General features: G+C 70.9%; 12 protein-coding genes. 7 read left to right on the top strand and 5 right to left on the bottom strand.

Features of this window, described 5'->3' with window-relative positions:
- Positions 1 to 85: 85 nt before the first annotated feature.
- The 6 genes from LWW96_RS20075 (at position 86) to LWW96_RS20050 (ending at position 8,000) form a co-directional block, all read left to right on the top strand.
- The gene (locus LWW96_RS20075) at positions 86 to 820 is read left to right on the top strand and encodes a FadR/GntR family transcriptional regulator (RefSeq protein WP_291489631.1); all 735 of its coding nucleotides are present in this window, start codon (positions 86 to 88) and stop codon (positions 818 to 820) included.
- Positions 821 to 972: 152 nt separating this feature from the next.
- Positions 973 to 1,923, top strand: coding sequence for a 2-hydroxyacid dehydrogenase (locus tag LWW96_RS20070; protein WP_291489630.1), 951 nt, complete (start codon positions 973 to 975; stop codon positions 1,921 to 1,923).
- Positions 1,924 to 1,995: 72 nt separating this feature from the next.
- Entirely contained in the window at positions 1,996 to 3,435 is a 1,440-nt protein-coding gene (locus LWW96_RS20065) for an aldehyde dehydrogenase family protein (RefSeq protein WP_291489629.1), read from the top strand.
- Positions 3,436 to 3,631: 196 nt separating this feature from the next.
- Positions 3,632 to 3,991, top strand: a complete 360-nt coding sequence (locus tag LWW96_RS20060) for a DUF2946 family protein (protein ID WP_291489628.1) — start codon at positions 3,632 to 3,634, stop codon at positions 3,989 to 3,991.
- Between the two features lie 141 nt (positions 3,992 to 4,132).
- Positions 4,133 to 6,400, top strand: coding sequence for a TonB-dependent receptor (locus LWW96_RS20055; protein ID WP_291489627.1), 2,268 nt, complete (start codon positions 4,133 to 4,135; stop codon positions 6,398 to 6,400).
- A 19-nt stretch (positions 6,401 to 6,419) separates the two neighbouring features.
- Positions 6,420 to 8,000, top strand: a complete 1,581-nt coding sequence (locus tag LWW96_RS20050) for a PepSY domain-containing protein (protein WP_291489626.1) — start codon at positions 6,420 to 6,422, stop codon at positions 7,998 to 8,000.
- A gap of 43 nt (positions 8,001 to 8,043) precedes the next feature.
- Here the strand turns inward: LWW96_RS20050 and LWW96_RS20045 are convergent, their stop codons facing one another.
- Complete coding sequence (locus LWW96_RS20045; protein WP_291489625.1) at positions 8,044 to 9,669, bottom strand: iron ABC transporter permease; 1,626 nt, start codon at positions 9,667 to 9,669, stop codon at positions 8,044 to 8,046.
- A gap of 118 nt (positions 9,670 to 9,787) precedes the next feature.
- Between LWW96_RS20045 and LWW96_RS20040 the strand changes: the two genes are divergently transcribed.
- Entirely contained in the window at positions 9,788 to 10,855 is a 1,068-nt protein-coding gene (locus LWW96_RS20040; RefSeq protein ID WP_291489624.1) for an ABC transporter ATP-binding protein, read from the top strand.
- Positions 10,856 to 10,940: 85 nt separating this feature from the next.
- Here the strand turns inward: LWW96_RS20040 and LWW96_RS20035 are convergent, their stop codons facing one another.
- The 4 genes from LWW96_RS20035 to LWW96_RS20020 all read right to left on the bottom strand — a co-directional run bounded on the left by LWW96_RS20035 (position 10,941) and on the right by LWW96_RS20020 (position 15,761).
- Entirely contained in the window at positions 10,941 to 12,173 is a 1,233-nt protein-coding gene (locus LWW96_RS20035) for a Yip1 family protein (RefSeq protein ID WP_291489623.1), read from the bottom strand.
- Positions 12,174 to 12,457: 284 nt separating this feature from the next.
- A complete protein-coding gene (locus tag LWW96_RS20030; RefSeq protein ID WP_291489871.1) occupies positions 12,458 to 13,195 on the bottom strand; it encodes a lysophospholipid acyltransferase family protein in 738 nt (245 codons plus the stop codon).
- Between the two features lie 33 nt (positions 13,196 to 13,228).
- Positions 13,229 to 14,524, bottom strand: a complete 1,296-nt coding sequence (locus LWW96_RS20025; RefSeq protein WP_291489622.1) for a dihydroorotase — start codon at positions 14,522 to 14,524, stop codon at positions 13,229 to 13,231.
- A gap of 274 nt (positions 14,525 to 14,798) precedes the next feature.
- Positions 14,799 to 15,761, bottom strand: coding sequence for an aspartate carbamoyltransferase catalytic subunit (locus LWW96_RS20020; RefSeq protein WP_291489621.1), 963 nt, complete (start codon positions 15,759 to 15,761; stop codon positions 14,799 to 14,801).
- Between the last annotated feature and the right edge of the window lie 7 nt (positions 15,762 to 15,768).

Here is a 15,768-nt window from a genome sequence, read left to right as displayed (position 1 = left end):
GCCTGTTGCACGTCATCAGTTGTCGTACAACAATCGGCAATGTAGCGGCTTCCGCCCCCCGGCCGCATAGGGATAACACCAAGAAATGACCACCGACACCCCGCTCCGCCGCAAGCCCCGCACCCTCGCCCTGGAGGTGGTTGAATCCCTGGGAGACCGCATCCGCGACGGGCGCCTGGCGCTGGGCGACAAGCTGCCCACCGAGGCGGCGATCATGGCCGAGTTCAACGTCAGCCGCACGGTGGTGCGCGAGGCCATCTCCAAGCTGCAGGCTTCGGGCCTGGTGGAGACGCGCCATGGCATCGGCACCTTCGTGCTGGGGCTGGGCCAGGCGCCGGGCTTCAAGATCACGCCCGAGCAGTTCAGCACGCTGCGCGACGTGATCGCGGTGCTGGAGTTGCGCATCGGCCTGGAGACCGAGGCCGCGGCCCTGGCAGCCCAGCGCCGGACCGAAGCCAACGTCCGCGCCATGCGGTCCGCGCTGGACGCGGTGGCCAGCGCGGTGGATGCCGGCCGGGACGCGGTGGCCGCGGACTTCCAGTTCCACCTGGAGATCGCGCGCGCCACACAGAACAGCCACTTCTCGGAGCTCATGGGCACGCTGGGCAGCATGATCATTCCCCGCGCGCGGCTGGACGCCAGCGACGCGCTGAACGACGAACGCCGCCAGTACCTGCGCCGCGTGAACGGCGAGCACGAGAGCATCTACGACGCCATCGTGGGCCAGGACCCGGAGGCCGCCCGGGCGGCCATGCGCACCCACCTGGCCAACAGCCGCGAGCGCCGCCGCCGCGCGCAGAGCGAAACGGGCGCCACGTAGCAGCGCATCGGCCGGTGCGCCTCCCCCGCTGGCGGGGGTACGCTGGGCCCAGTCGCCGTTTTGTTGTACGATGACATACAACAGTTGATACCATTGCAGGCCGGGCGCCGCAAGGCCCCTGGCCCTGCCCTCTTCCCCCCTGCCTCCCTCGCATGCCTTCCATCCACCACCTTCTGCAAGTCGGCAAGTTGCTTCCCAGCCTGGAACAGGCCCTGCGCGAGCGCTATGCCGTGCAGCGGCTGAGCGACGCTCCCGATGCCGCCGCCTTCCTGGCCGAGCAGGGCGCCCGTTTCGACGCAGTGGTCACCAGCGCCGCCGTCGGCCTGAGCGCGGCGCAGCTTGCCGCCCTGCCGGCCGTGCAGGTCATCTCAAGCTTCGGCGTGGGGTTGGACAAGCTCCCGGTGGAGGCCGCGCGTCAGCGCGGCATTGCCGTGGGCTACACGCCCGATGTGCTCAACGATTGCGTGGCGGACACCGCCTTCGCACTGCTGCTGGACGTGGCCCGCCGAACCTCGGAAGCCGACCGCTTCGTGCGCGCCGGCCACTGGGCGCGGGCTGGCGGCAACAGCTTCGGGCTGGGGCGCAAGGTCAGCGGAGCCCGCCTGGGCGTGGTGGGCCTGGGGCGCATCGGGCAAACCATCGCGCGCCGGGCCTCGGGGTTCGACATGCCGGTGCGCTACCACACGCGGCGGCCCGTGGCGGGCGTTCCGTGGACGCACGAACCCTCGCTGGCGGCGCTGGCTGCCTGGTGCGACTTTTTGGTGGTGATCACGTCCGGCGGGCCCGCCACCCACCACCTGATCGGCGCCGACGTGCTGCAGGCCCTGGGGCCGCAGGGTTTTCTCATCAATGTGGCGCGGGGATCGGTGGTGGACGAGCAGGCCCTGGTGGATGCCCTGATCCACCAGCGCATCGCCGGCGCGGGCCTGGACGTGTTTGCCAACGAGCCCCACGTGCCCGAAGCCCTGCGGGGGCTGGACAACGTGGTGCTGTTGCCGCACATTGCCAGCGCCACCCACGAAACCCGGCAGGCCATGGCCCAGCGCGTGCTGGACAACCTGGCCGGCTTTGCGGCGGGCACGGGGTTGGTCAGCGCTGCATGAGCTGGCAGACCGCCGCGCCCGGCCCGGCATGCACCCTTCCCCTTTTTTAGTCTGTTGAACGGAACCCTGACGATGAAGCACAACCTGATCGGCGGCACCTGGACCGAAGGCGTCCGCACCTACCGCAACACCAACCCGTCTGACACGCGCGACGTGATCGGCGACTACGCCGTGGCCAGCCGCGAGCAGGCGCTGGAGGCCGTGGCCGCCGCGCACGCGGCCTTCCCGGCCTGGAGCGTTTCCACGCCCCAGCAGCGCTTTGACATCCTCGATGCCGTGGGCAACGAAATCATTGCCCGCAAGGCCGAGCTGGGCGACCTGCTGGCGCGCGAGGAGGGCAAGACCCTGCCCGAAGCCATCGGCGAGGTGGGCCGTGCCGCCGCCATCTTCAAGTTCTTTGCGGGCGAGGCGCTGCGCCCCGGCGGCGAGCTGGTCCCGTCCGTGCGGCCCGGCGTGGGCATCGAGATCACACGCGAGCCGCTGGGCGTGATCGGGCTCATCACCCCGTGGAACTTCCCCATCGCCATCCCCGCATGGAAGATCGCCCCGGCCCTGGCCTACGGCAACTGCGTGGTGTTCAAGCCCGCCGAGCTGGTGCCGGGCTCCGCCTGGGCGCTGGCCGACATCCTGCACCGCGCGGGCCTGCCCGCCGGCGTGTTCAACCTGGTGATGGGCCGGGGCTCCGAAGTGGGCGCCGTGCTGCTGGAGGATGAGCGCATCGCGGGCGTGAGCTTCACCGGCTCCGTCGGCACCGGCCAGCGCGTGGCCGCCGCCTGCGTGCCGCGCGGCGCCAAGGTGCAGCTGGAGATGGGTGGCAAGAACCCCTTCGTGGTGCTGGACGACGCCGACCTGAACGTGGCCGTGGGCGCGGCCATCAATAGCGGCTTCTTCTCCACCGGCCAGCGCTGCACCGCCAGCAGCCGCGTGATCGTGACCGAAGGCATCCACGACCGCTTCGTGGCCGCCATGGTCGAAAAGATGAAGACCCTGAAGGTGGATGACGCCCGCAAGGCCGGCACCGACATCGGCCCCGTGGTGGACGACCGCCAGCTGGCGCAAGACCTGGAGTACATCGCCATCGGCCAGCAGGAAGGCGCCCAGCTCGCCCACGGCGGCGAAGCGCTGGAGAAAAACGCGGATGGCGCGCCCGGCTACTACCTGCGCCCCGCCCTCTTCACCGAGACCACGCCCGGCATGCGCATCAACCGCGAAGAAATCTTTGGCCCCGTGGTCAGCGTGCTGCGCGCCAAGAACTACGAAGAAGCCCTGGCCCTGGCCAACGACACGCCCTTCGGCCTGGCCAGCGGCATCGCCACCACCAGCCTCCGGCACGCCACGCACTTCAAGCGCCATGCGCAGGCCGGCATGGTGATGGTGAACCTGCCCACGGCGGGTGTGGACTATCACGTGCCGTTTGGCGGCCGCAAGGGCAGCAGCTACGGGCCGCGCGAACAGGGGCGGTATGCGGCCGAGTTCTACACCACGGTGAAGACGGCGTACACGCAGGCGTGATGCAGGCGTGATGCAGGCGTGATGCCGGCATGACGCAGAGGCCGGGCCCCGGCGCCCCTTCGGATGCCGGGCACGGTCGGCCTCGCGGAATTTTTAAAGAAATCCGCCCCTATCGCCCGTCCAACAAGCGCGAGCAGCTACAAAATTAGCAGCACCCTGTGCACGCGCCCGGACGTGCGCAGTATCATCGCGCCCCATGACCGCCGCCCGACGAACCTTCTCTGCCCTGCGCCTGTGGGTGCTGGCGTGGTTCGTGGCGTCGTTGGGGGTGGCCGTCGCGTCACCGCTTGTGCACCCCCAGTCCATCGAAGTCATCTGCTCGGGGGCCGGCACCTTCAAGCTGCTGGTGCAAACCGACGACGGCACGGTGGAAATGGGGGCCATGGGCATGGACTGCCCGCTGTGCTCCACGGCCAGCGCGCCCCCGCCGGTGCCTGCGCTGCCACTGGCACCACCCCAGCCGCTGGCCCATGCGCTGCAGCCTGTGGAGGCGGCCCGCATCGCGGCCGCCACGGCCGCGCCGCTGCCCGCGCGCGGGCCGCCAGCACGCTCTTGAACTGACGCCTTGCGCGGCACCCGGACCTGGTGGGCGGGTGCTGCGCTTTCTTTTCCTTGTCGGTTCTGCAGCGGCACTGCCGCTGCCGCTGGCCCGTCCGGGCACGGCGGCGGCGCCGTTGCTTTCACGAGCGTTGTCATCATGTTCCCTGTCCTTTCTTGCCGCACTGCCGCGGCCGCGCCAGCTTGCGCCGCCCCGGCACGATCCTCTGCCCTGCCACGGTTTCCACGGCCTCCCCTGTACGCCAGCCTGCTGGCTGCCTTCGCCAGCCTGGTGGCGGCGCCGCCAGGCCATGCCCAAGCGAGCGCGGGCAGCGCCGGCGACCCCACGCTGCACCCCGTCGATGTCGTGGAGCCCGCGCCCAGCCCCAACGGCAAGCTCAACCTGGACACCCCGGCCGAGACCGGCAGCCGCCTGGGCCTGACGCCGCGCGAGACGCCGGCCTCCGTCACCGTGGTGGACCGCGCCACCATCGAGGCACGCGGCGCGCAGGACACGCAAGAGATCCTGCAGTCCGTGCCTGGCGTCACCGCGCACAACGCGCCGGGCTCCATCGGCACCAGCTACCGGGGCTTTGGCGGCGGCTCGGTCACGCAGCTCTACAACGGCATCACCGTCCACTACGTCATCGCCTCCCGCGCGGTGGACAGCTGGATCTACGACCGGGTGGAGGCCATCGGCGGCGCGTCGAGCTTTCTGTACGGCTCGGGCGGCGTGGGCGGCTCGCTGAACTACATCACCAAGACCGCCGAGCGCAGCGACTTCACCGAGGCGCGCCTGCGCCTGGGCTCCTACGACCTGAAGGAAGCCTCCGTGGGCCTGAACCGGCGCATCGCGGGCGCGGCGGATGCGCCCGGCAACGCGCACTTCGTGCGGCTGGACCTGAACCACCGCGACGCCGGCAGCTGGACCGTGGGCACGCGCACGCAGGCCACGCAGCTGGTCGCCTCGCTGCTGTCCGACCTGGGCGGCGGCCTCACGCACATGCTGGCCTATGAGTACCAGCACGAGCACGTGGACCGCCCCTACTGGGGCACGCCCGTGCTCAACCCGGCGGCCGGCCTGCTGCGCGTGGACGAACGCACGCGCTTTCAGAACTACAACAGCGCCGACGGCCTGTACGCCCAGCGCGTGCAGTGGCTGCGGTCGGTGGCGCAGTGGCGCGCCTCGGACGCGCTGCAGTGGCGCAACACCTTCTACGTGTACGACGCGCTGCGCGACTATCGCAACGTGGAGACCTACCGCTTCAACGCCGGCAACACCGCGGTGGCCCGCAGCGGCGTGCTGCTGCAGCGCCACGACCACACGGTGGTGGGCGACCGGGTGGAGGGCACCTACCAGGGCACGCTGGCGGGCCGGCGCAGCGACTGGGCCTTTGGCCTGGATGTGAGCGTGAACCGGCAGACGCGCTTTCCGAACAGCCTGGGCCTGACGGTGAGCACGGTTGATCCGTACCAGTTCACGCCCGAGAACTTCTTCGACATTCCCGGCATGGCGCCGGGCTTCCGGCCCGACCGGGACAACAAGGTAACCACCACCGCGCTCTACCTGGAAAACCGCACGGCGCTGCGCCCCGGCGTGAACCTGGTCACCGCGCTGCGGCACGAGCGCATTGATCTGGACCTGGTGAACCGCCGCGAAGTCACGGCCGCCAACCCGGCCGGCTTCAGCCGCGGCTACCGGCCCACCACCGGCCGGCTGGGCGTGGTGTGGGACGTGGTGCCCGGCGCCAACCTGTACGCCCAGCTTTCCACGGCGGCCGACCCACCGTCGGGCTCGCTCTCCACGGCCACGTTTGGCGATGTGCGCAACAACAGCGAGCTGACCACGGGCCGCCAGGTCGAGGTGGGCAGCAAGCTCGACTTCTGGGACGGCAAGGGCACGGCCACGCTGGCGGCGTTCGAGATCCGCCGGCGCAATATCGCCTCGCAAGACCCGAACAACCCCGGCGTGACGATTCTGGTGGGCGAGCAGTCCTCGCGCGGCGTGGAGCTGGCGGCGGGCCTGCGCCCCACGGCACGCTGGCAGGTGCAAGGCAACCTCATGCACACCCGCGCGCGCTACGAGAACTTCGTGCAGGGCGGCGTGTCACTGGCGGGCAAGGTGCCCACGTCCACGCCGCAGACGGTAGCCAACGTGTGGCTGTCGTACGCGCTGGCGCCCAGCCTCACGGCCAGCGCCGGCCTGCGCCATGTGGGCAAGGTGTATGCCGACGCGGCCAACACGCAGTACCGGCCGGGCTACACGCTGCTCGACCTGGGGCTGGCCTGGAAGGCCACGCGCAGCGCCACCCTCACGGGGCGCCTGCGCAACGCCACGGACCGCCTCTACGCGGCCGATGCGCGCAGCGGCCAGCTCTACCTGGGCGCGCCGCGCACGCTGGACATCACGCTGCAGATGGCGTTCTGAGGCCGCGAAGGAGCACGCCATGCCACACGCCAAACGTTGGCTCTTTCTCTTCCACCGCTGGCTGGGCGTGCTGCTGTGCGCCTTCTTTGCCCTGTGGTTCGTCTCGGGGGTGGTGATGATGTACGTGGGCTACCCCAAGCTCACGCCGGCCGAGCGCCTGGCCCACCTGCCGCCCCTGCGCCCGGCGGCCGTAGGGCTGGAGCCCGCGCAGGCCCTGGCCCGCGCGGGGCTCGAAGGCCCGCTGCAAGACCTGCGCCTGGCCCAGGCCAGCGGCGGCCGGGCCGTCTACCTGGCCACGCCCGCCGCGCCGGACGAAGCCGGTGTGCCGCGCAAACGCAAAAGCCGCGCCGCCACCGTGATCGACGCGAACACCGGCGCGGTGCTGCGCCGCGTGGACCGGGCCCATGCCGTCGCGTCGGCCCAAGCCTTTGCGCCGGGCGGCGGCGAGGGCGTGGCGTACCTGGACGTGGTCGGCGAAGACGCCTTCACCCACTCGCGCGCGCTCGACCCGCACCGGCCGCTGCACCGGCTGCGCCTGGGCGACCGGGACGGCACGGTGGTGTATGTCTCGGGCACCACGGGCGAAGTGGTGCGCGATGCCACCCGCACCGAACGCGTGTGGAACTACGCGGGGGCGTGGCTGCATTGGCTGTACCCGCTGCGGGGTGGCGTGTTCGACGCCTACTGGGCCGATGTGGTGAACTGGCTGTCCATCGCCGGCATCGCCGCGGCGCTGGCGGGCACGGTGGTGGGCGTGCTGCGCTGGCGCTTTGCGGGGCGCTACCAAAGCGGCTCGCGCAGCCCGTACCGCGGGGGCATGATGCGCTGGCACCATGTGCTGGGCCTGCTGTTTGCGCTGACCACCACCACCTGGATCTTCAGCGGCCTGATGTCGATGAACCCCTGGAAGGTGCTGGACGGCGGCGCCCCGCCGCTGCGCCTGCAGGCCATGCACGAAGGCGCCCTGGCGCTGCCGCCGCAGCCGGCCACGGTGCAGGCCCTGCTGGCCGCGGCCTCGCCCAACACCCGCGAGCTGCAGTGGGCGCGCACCGCCGGCCGCACCCTGGTGCTGGCCCACGGCCCGGCAGGCGCCCCTCAGGTGCTGGAGGCGGCCACCGCTCAGCCCTACGCCTGGGGCGAGGGCGCGCTGCTGCAGGCGGCAGCGCGGCTGCTGCCCTACCCGGTGGCCCGCACGGAGACGCTGCAGGCGTATGACCTGCACTACTACGACCGCGCGCCGCACACCATGTCGGGCGGCGCCGACAAGCCCCTGCCCGTGCTGCGCGTGGTGTTCGACGACCCGCACGCCACCTGGGTCCACATCGACCCCCACACCGGCGCCGTGCTGGGCCGCACGGACCGGCACCGCCGCGCCAGCCGCTGGCTGTTTGCCATGCTGCACAGCTGGGACTGGCGGCCGCTGCTGGAGCGCCGGCCGCTGTGGGACATCGTGCTCATCGGGCTGAGCCTGGGCGGCGCGGCGCTGAGCCTGACCGGCGTGGTGATCGGCTGGCGCAGGCTGGGGATGTTCCGCAGGAGTCGAGCGGTCGGTGGGCACCGCGGCTCGGGATGGGCTGCAAGGCGCGAACCGCAGCCATAGCGGGTGCTGTTGCGAGGTTTTGCCTGGCGCAGCAGGCCCCTCCTCAGCCCCTGCTGCGCAGCGTGCGGCTGAGCAGGATCACTGGCACCAGCCCCACGGCCACCAGCGCCAGCGAGGGCAGCGCCGCTTCGCCCAGGCGCTCGTCGCGCGCGAGCTGATAGGCCACCACGGCCAGCGTGTCGCTGTTGAAGGGGCGCAGCACCATGGTGGCGGGCAGCTCCTTCATCACGTCCACAAACACCAGCAGCGCGGCGGCGGCGGTGGAGCGCTTGAGCAGCGGCCAGTGCACGCGCGCCAGCAGCCCGGCGCTGCCCACGCCCAGCATGCGCGCCGAATCGTCCAGGCTGGGCGGAATGCGCGCATAGCCGCTTTGCACCGACTGCAGCGCCACGGCGCAAAAGCGCACCAGGTAGGCCCACACAATGCCGAAGGCGGTGGCCGTGACCAGCCCGCCCACGCCCCACTGCGGCGCCACGGCCTGCAGCCAGCCCACCGGCAGCAGCAGGCCCACCACAATCACCGCGCCCGGCACGGCATAGCCCACGCTGGCCAGCTGCACCACGCCGCGCGTCACCGCGTCCGGATGGCGCCGCACCCCGAACGCCAGCGCCAGGGCGGCTGCCACGGCCAGGGCCGCGGTGATGCCGCCCAGCCGCACGCTGTGCCAGCCCCATTCCAGAAAGCGCTCCCAGGGCAGGACGGACCAGTCGGCCGCCAGCGGGCGCAGCATGAACGCCACCGGCGCGGCAAACCCCATGACCACCGGCACGGTGCACACGCCCCAGGCCGCCCAGCGGCGCGCGCCCCGCAGCACCTGCGGCTGCGCTTCGGCCGATCCGGCGCGGCCGCCCCCGGCGGCAAAGCGCATGCGCCGCTGGGCCCGGTGCTCCAGGTGCAGCAGCAGCAGCACCAGCGCCAGCAGCATGGTGGCCAGCTGGGCGGCGGCCAGGCGGTTGTCCATGGACAGCCAGGCCTTGTAGATGCCCGTGGTGAAGGTCTGAATGCCGAAATAGGCGGACACGCCGAAGTCGGCCAGCGTCTCCATGAGCACCAGCGCCACGCCCGCCGCCACGGCGGGGCGCGCCAGCGGCAGCGCCACCACCGCGATGCGGCGCGGCAGCGGCGCGCCCAGCAGCCGGGCGGCCTCCATCAGGTGCGCGGCGCGCTCGCCCAGCGCCGTGCGCGCCAGCAGGTACACATAGGGGTACAGCGAAAAGATGAACACCCACACCGCGCCGCCCAGGCTGCGCACCTCGGGCAGCAGGCGGCCCTCCAGACCGAAGGCGTTGCGCAGGCCCACCTGCAGCGGGCCGCTGAACTGCAGGAAGTCGGTGTACGCATACGCGGTGACGTAGGCCGGCATGGCCAGCGGCAGCAGCAGCAGCCACTCGAACGTGCGGCGGCCCGGAAAGTCGAACAGCGTGACGGTGGCGGCGGCCCCCGTGCCCACCACGGCCGCACCCAGCGCCACCAGCACGCTCAGCCACAGCGTGGTGCCCACGTAGCCGGGCAGCACGGTGGCCGCCATCTCGCGCAAGATGGCGCCGGCCTGCGCGCCGTCCGGCCCCACCGGCAGCCACGCGGCCAGCACCGCCAGCACGGGCAGCGCCAGAAAGCCTGCGAACAGGACCAGGGGAAGGGTGCGAAAGGCGAAGGGCGTGCGGCGCAAGGCAGAGGGGCTGAGCGGTAAGTAACGGGGCGCACACCGGCCCGGCGAAGGCGCCGGGCAACGCGCAGGATGCAAATGCGAATTTTAAGCATTTACGTACGCCGCCTAGAATCCGTGCATGTTTCTTGAGGTCTCCCAACTCGAAGTGCGCTACGCCGGCCGCGCCCAGGCCGCCGTGCAGGGCGTCACCCTGGGCCTGCGGGCCGGCGACATCGGCGTGCTGATCGGCCCGTCCGGCTGCGGCAAGACCACGCTGCTGCGCGCCGTGGCGGGGCTGGAGCCGGTGACGGCCGGCGAGATCCGCCTCACCAAAAGCGTGGTGGGCAGCGCCACGCTGAACGTGCCGCCCGAGCTGCGGCGCATCGGCATGGTGTTCCAGGACTACGCGCTGTTCCCCCACCTGACCGTGGGCCGCAACGTGGCCTTTGGCATCCACCAGCTGCCCCGGGCCGAGCAGGCTGCGCGCGTGGCCGAGGTGCTGCGCCTGGTGGGCCTGGAGGGCAGCGAGCAGCGCTACCCGCACGAGCTGTCGGGCGGGCAACAGCAGCGCGTGGCGCTGGCCCGGGCGCTCGCGCCGCGGCCGCAGCTCATGCTGCTGGACGAGCCGTTTTCCAACCTGGACGTGGACCTGCGAGAGCGGCTGGCGCATGAGGTGCGCGGCATCCTCAAGGCCGCCGGCGCCACGGCCCTGTTCGTGACGCACGACCAGTTCGAGGCCTTTGCCATCGGCGACGTGATCGGCGTGATGCACGAGGGCCAGCTGCACCAGTGGGACGACGCGTACACCCTGTACCACCGCCCCGCCACGCGCTTCGTGGCCGACTTCATCGGCCATGGCGTGTTTGCCCCCGCCACGCTGGTGCAGCGGGGCAACCATGTGGTGGCCCAGACGCCGCTGGGCGAGCTGACCGACCTGGACGAGTGCCCCCTGCCCGGCAGCTACCCCGGGGGCGAATGCGATGTGCTGCTGCGCGCCGACGACATCGTGCACGACGACCATGCCGCCGTGCAGGCGCAGATCGTGCGCAAGTCGTTCCGCGGATCGGAGTTTCTGTACACCTTGCGCCTGGCCGGCGGCCACACGGTGCTGGCCCATGTGCCCAGCCACCACGACCACGCACTGGGCGAATGGATCGGCATCCGCGCGCAGGTGGACCACGTGGTGACGTTCCCCCGCGCGCAGTAGCCCTTGTTCATAGCCAAATCGGCCGCTAGCGCTTATCCAGAAAGCGCTGGCAGCTATGATTTTTGATACACCGCCGCTGCGTCGGTCAGGACTTTCCGCCCTTGCGCTGCAGGCCTTCCAGGGCGTTCAGGTCCACTTGCGAGAGAAAGCCCCGCAGGTCCTTCACGCCCAGCTGGTCGGCCTCGACGCTCACCACCAGCCCGTTCTTCAGCACCGTCTTGAACTCGGCGTGGCTGCCGTCCTTTTCATAGCGCTGGTGCAGCGTGCGGCCGCCCTCCTGCCAGGTCTTCTCGGCGCTGGTCGTGTCCTCCTTCTCGCCCTGGGCCATGCCCATGGCCAGCGCTGCCATCTGCCCCAGGCCGCCCAGGTCCACGATCTCCAGGCGCACCTGCTTGTCGTCGCTGCCGTATTGCGCGCTGGCCTGGCTGGTGGGCAGGCCCAGCGCGGCGCCATCCTGCACCTCCAGCGCCGTGCGCGGCAGCCCGCCCAGCTTCTCGGGCAAGGCCGCCTTGAGCGACTGCGCGGCAATCGTCCCGCCGCTGGCGCCGAGCGCACCTGCCGCCGCCTTCGCGGCCTCGCCGGTCGCCGCAGCGATGGCGGCCGGGTCCTGGCTCTTCTGTGCCGACTCCATCTTGCGCGCGGCCTCTTCCATGCGCTTGCCCGCGGCTTCCAGCCCGGCCGTGTCCACCGACACCTTGCCGCCCGGGGTGTTCACACTGACCGCCGCGCCGCTGCCCATCAGCGCGCCCGTGCCGGGCAGCACCAGCGTGCTCACGGCGCCGATGACCACGCCCACCACGATGGCGGCGATGATGACCACCACGGTGTAGGCCACCGACTTGGCGGGCGCGCTCTTCATGAGCACCGGCAAGCCGGTGTAGAGCAGGTAGATGGAGTACAGCGCGGCCAGCAGGCCCAGCATGGCCAGCGCCGGCAGCAGGCCGAACACGCCGCCCAGCAGCGCCGCCGTGCTGGCGTACACCGCGACTTTCAGCGCCTGCTGTGAATCTTTCTGCCCGCCAAACGTGGGGGCCAGCGCGTCGATGATGAGGCCCAGCACAAAGATGCCCGCCAGGCTGAGTGCATACGACACCCCCATGTTCACCAGGCCCGCCACGAACGGCACGCGGACGGTGAAGCCAAAGCCCCCGATGCCGATCAGCGACATGCCGATGAAGCCGCAGACGGCCGGGATGGCCGCCAGGATCATGGCGTACTGGGTGAACAGCGTGGCGGTGTCCGTGGGCTCCGCAGCGATGTCGCGCCAGGCGTCCTTGGGTTGCAAAAGAATGCGCTGCACGCGCTCGATCAGGTTCATGGGTCCTCCGGCAATGGGTGGGGATCCGCGCGGAAGCCCTTGCCATCCGTTCGGGCTGAGCTTGTCGAGGCCTCGCGCAGCGCTTCGACAGGCTCAGCGTGAACGGACGGAGGGTGGCGGATGCGGATCCTGAAAAGTGGCCCGCCGACGCATCCATACACCCCGCCAGGCCGAAGCCCGGGACGATACGCGCAGTGGCCGGATTTGCCACGCGGAGCGCCGCACACTGCGCCCGAAAGCGTGGAATATGCACGCTTTCGGCCACGCCATCACGGCGACGGCTCTCAGGTCTGGCGCAGCCGGTCCACCGTGTCGTGCAGGTGCTGGGTCCAGGCGCGGCGGTCGCGGCCGTCGGCCTGCTCGGGCGTGCCGTAGTGCACGATGGCCTCGATGGGCGGCGCGCACAGCGTGCGCCAGATGGAGCCGACCAGCGTCTCGTCGCCGATGTAGCTGGGCGCAAAGCTGGTGGCGCCCGTGGCCCGGTCGGCAAAGCGCAGGCCCACGGGCTGCACCGGGGCTTCGGCCACCACGGCCGCCTGCAGCAGGTTGGCGTGAAAGGGCAGCATGGCCCGGCCGTCGCCCGTGGTGCCCTCCGGGAACACGGCCAGCACCTCGCCGCGCTGCAGCGCCTCCTGCATGGTGCGCACCATGCGCAGCGCATCGCGGCGCGAGGCGCGCTCGATGTACAGCGTGCCGGCCGCCGTGGCCAGCGTGCCGATCAGGGGCCAGCCCTGCACGTCGGATTTGGAGACAAAGCGGCAGTGCCGGGCCGCATGCATCACCGGGATGTCGAGCCACGACAGGTGGTTGGCCACCAGCATCACCGGGCCGGCCACGGGCGGCGTGCCCAGGATGCGCAGGTGGATGCCCGCATGCGCCAGCAGCTGCAGCGACCACGCCTGCACGTGCGCGTGCTGCCGGTCGGGCGAGAGCGCGGGAAAGCGCAGCGCCACGATCGCCAGGCCCCGGGCGATGTGGCCCAGCATGCGCAGCAGGCGCCAGCAGGCACGCAGGGATCGCATCATGAAGAACCGGGCAGCGGCGCGTGCGCCGCGTCAGCCTCGGTCAAAGGCGACCTGGCCACCCACCAGCGTGGTGCGCACGCGGCCCGGCAGTTCGTAGCCCGAGAACGGCGTGTGCTTGCCCTGGCTGCGCAGCGCGTCGGCCTGCACCGTCCAGGCCGCTTGGGGGTCGAAGATGCACAGGTCGCCCACGCCGCCTTCCACGATCTGGCCCACGCTGGCCTGCAGCGTGCCCAGGGCGCCGCCCAGCACGCGGGCCGGCTCGCTGGTGACCGTGGCCAGCGCGCGCGCCAGCGGCACGCCGCTGTCCTGCGACCATTTGAGCGCCAGCGACAGCAGCAGCTCCAACCCCGTGGCGCCGGGCTCGGCCTCGGCAAAGGGCAGGGTCTTGGCGTCTTCGTCCACCGGGGTGTGGTCGGACACCAGCGCGTCCAGCGTGCCGTCGGCCAGCGCGGCGTTCAGGGCGTCACGGTCGCGCTGCTGGCGCAGCGGGGGCGACAGGCGGGCGCGGCTGTCAAAGAAGCCGATGTCCACGTCGGTGAGGTGCAGCGAGTTGATGCTCACGTCGGCCGTCACCTTCAGGCCCTCGGCCTTGGCGCGGCGCACCAGCTCTACGCCCGCAGCGCTGGACAGGCGGCACAGGTGCACGCGGGCGCCCGTGGTCTTGAGCAGCTCGAAGATGGTGTGCAGCGCGATGGTCTCGGCCGCCACGGGCACGCCCGACAGGCCCAGGCGCGTGGCCAGCGGGCCGCTGGCGGCCACGCCCTTGCCCAGGTGCATCTCCTGCGGGCGCAGCCACACGGTGTAGCCGAAGGTGGCGGCGTACTGCAGCGCGCGCTGCAGCACCTGGGTGCTGGCCAGCGGCACGTCGGCCTGGCTGAAGCCCACGCAGCCGGACTCGGTCAGCTCGGCCATCTCGGTCAGCACCTCGCCCTCCAGCCCGCGGGTGAGCGCGCCCAGCGGGAACAGGCGCGACTGGTGCAGCTTCTCGGCGCGGAACTTGAGCATCTCCACCAGCCCCGGTTCGTCCAGCACCGGGTCGGTGTCGGGCGGGCAGACCAGGCTGGTCACGCCGCCGGCCACGGCCGCCGCCATCTCGGATTCGAGCATGCCCTCGTGCTCGTGCCCGGGCTCGCGCAGCCGCGCAGCCAGGTCCACCAGGCCGGGCAGCACGATGCAGCCCGCGGCATCGACGGTGCGGGTGGGCGCAAAGTCGGGCGGCACACGGTTCACGCCGACGATGCGGCCCGCAGCGATGGCGATGTCGCAGGTCTGATCAAAGCCCGAGGCGGGGTCGATGACACGGCCGTTCTGGATCAGGATTTTCATGATTTCAAGCCAAATGGGCCGCCAGCGCTTATTGGACAAGCGCAAACAGCTATGAAAAACGTAGCAAACACTTCACTCAACTTGTTGCCCGCCGTTCGCACCGCAGCAGACTCCATGCGAGAGCCACCGTGGAACCGGCTTCGCCGGGCCACGGGTGGCGTCCCCCTTGGGGGCTGAGAGGCAGCGGCTCCGGGCCTGCCTGCGCAGGCCTGGACTGCCTCGAAGGGCCACCGCTTCCGGCGGGGGCACCGTGACGCGAAGCGGCTCAGGGGGGTCACGCTTCATTCCCGGCAACGATGGACATGACCGCCATGCGCACCGCGATGCCGAAGGTCACCTGCGGCAGGATCACGCTCTGCTTGCCATCGACCACGGCGGAGTCGATCTCCACGCCGCGGTTGATGGGGCCGGGGTGCATGACGATGGCGTCGGGCTTGGCCAGCTGCAGCTTTTCCTGCGTGAGGCCGAAGCTCTTGAAATATTCCTGGCTGGACGGCAGCAGCGCGCCGCTCATGCGCTCGTTCTGCAGGCGCAGCATGATGACCACGTCGGCATCCTTGATGCCCTCTTCGAGCGTGTGGCACACGCGCACACCCATCTGCGCCATGTCGCCCGGCACCAGCGTGCGCGGGCCCACCACGCGCACCTCGGCGCAGCCCAGGGTGGTGAGGCCGTGGATGTCCGAGCGCGCCACGCGCGAGTGCAGCACGTCGCCCACGATGGCCACGGTGAGGTTGGAAAAGTCCTTCTTGTAGTGGCGGATGGTGTACATGTCCAGCAGCCCCTGCGTGGGGTGGGCATGCCGGCCGTCGCCCGCATTGATCACGTGCACATGGGGCGCCACGTGCTGCGCGATCAGGTACGGCGCGCCGGATTCGCTGTGCCGCACCACAAAGAGGTCGGCCGCCATCGCGCTCAGGTTGGCGATGGTGTCCAGCAGCGATTCACCCTTGCTGGCCGAGCTGCGCGCAATGTCCAGGTTGATCACGTCGGCCGACAGGCGCTTGGCCGCGATCTCGAATGTGGTGCGCGTGCGCGTGCTGTTCTCGAAAAACAGGTTGAACACGCTCTTGCCGCGCAAGAGCGGCACCTTCTTCACCTCGCGGTCGTTCACCGACACGAAGTTGGCGGCCGTGTCCAGGATGTGCGTGACGATGTCGCGCGGCAGCCCTTCGATGGACAGCAGGTGAATCAGCTCGCCGTTCTGGTTGAGTTGGGGGTTGCGCTTGTGCAGCACGGTCAGG

The sequence above is a fragment of the Acidovorax sp. genome, from assembly GCF_021287135.1.
In the GTDB taxonomy this organism is placed as follows: domain Bacteria; phylum Pseudomonadota; class Gammaproteobacteria; order Burkholderiales; family Burkholderiaceae_C; genus Acidovorax.
The sequence above is the reverse complement of the archived record's forward strand: the minus strand, read 5'-3'. Positions and strand labels throughout refer to the sequence as shown.

What these genes read in the sequence shown, in the direction of transcription:
- LWW96_RS20040 (WP_291489624.1), top strand. Translation starts at nt 9,788, where the DNA reads ATGTTTCTTGAGGTCTCCCAACTCGAAGTGCGCTACGCCGGCCGCGCC.
- LWW96_RS20035 (WP_291489623.1), bottom strand. Translation starts at nt 12,173, where the DNA reads ATGAACCTGATCGAGCGCGTGCAGCGCATTCTTTTGCAACCCAAGGAC.
- LWW96_RS20050 (WP_291489626.1), top strand. Translation starts at nt 6,420, where the DNA reads ATGCCACACGCCAAACGTTGGCTCTTTCTCTTCCACCGCTGGCTGGGC.
- LWW96_RS20065 (WP_291489629.1), top strand. Translation starts at nt 1,996, where the DNA reads ATGAAGCACAACCTGATCGGCGGCACCTGGACCGAAGGCGTCCGCACC.
- LWW96_RS20055 (WP_291489627.1), top strand. Translation starts at nt 4,133, where the DNA reads ATGTTCCCTGTCCTTTCTTGCCGCACTGCCGCGGCCGCGCCAGCTTGC.
- LWW96_RS20070 (WP_291489630.1), top strand. Translation starts at nt 973, where the DNA reads ATGCCTTCCATCCACCACCTTCTGCAAGTCGGCAAGTTGCTTCCCAGC.
- LWW96_RS20060 (WP_291489628.1), top strand. Translation starts at nt 3,632, where the DNA reads ATGACCGCCGCCCGACGAACCTTCTCTGCCCTGCGCCTGTGGGTGCTG.
- LWW96_RS20025 (WP_291489622.1), bottom strand. Translation starts at nt 14,524, where the DNA reads ATGAAAATCCTGATCCAGAACGGCCGTGTCATCGACCCCGCCTCGGGC.
- LWW96_RS20030 (WP_291489871.1), bottom strand. Translation starts at nt 13,195, where the DNA reads ATGCGATCCCTGCGTGCCTGCTGGCGCCTGCTGCGCATGCTGGGCCAC.
- LWW96_RS20075 (WP_291489631.1), top strand. Translation starts at nt 86, where the DNA reads ATGACCACCGACACCCCGCTCCGCCGCAAGCCCCGCACCCTCGCCCTG.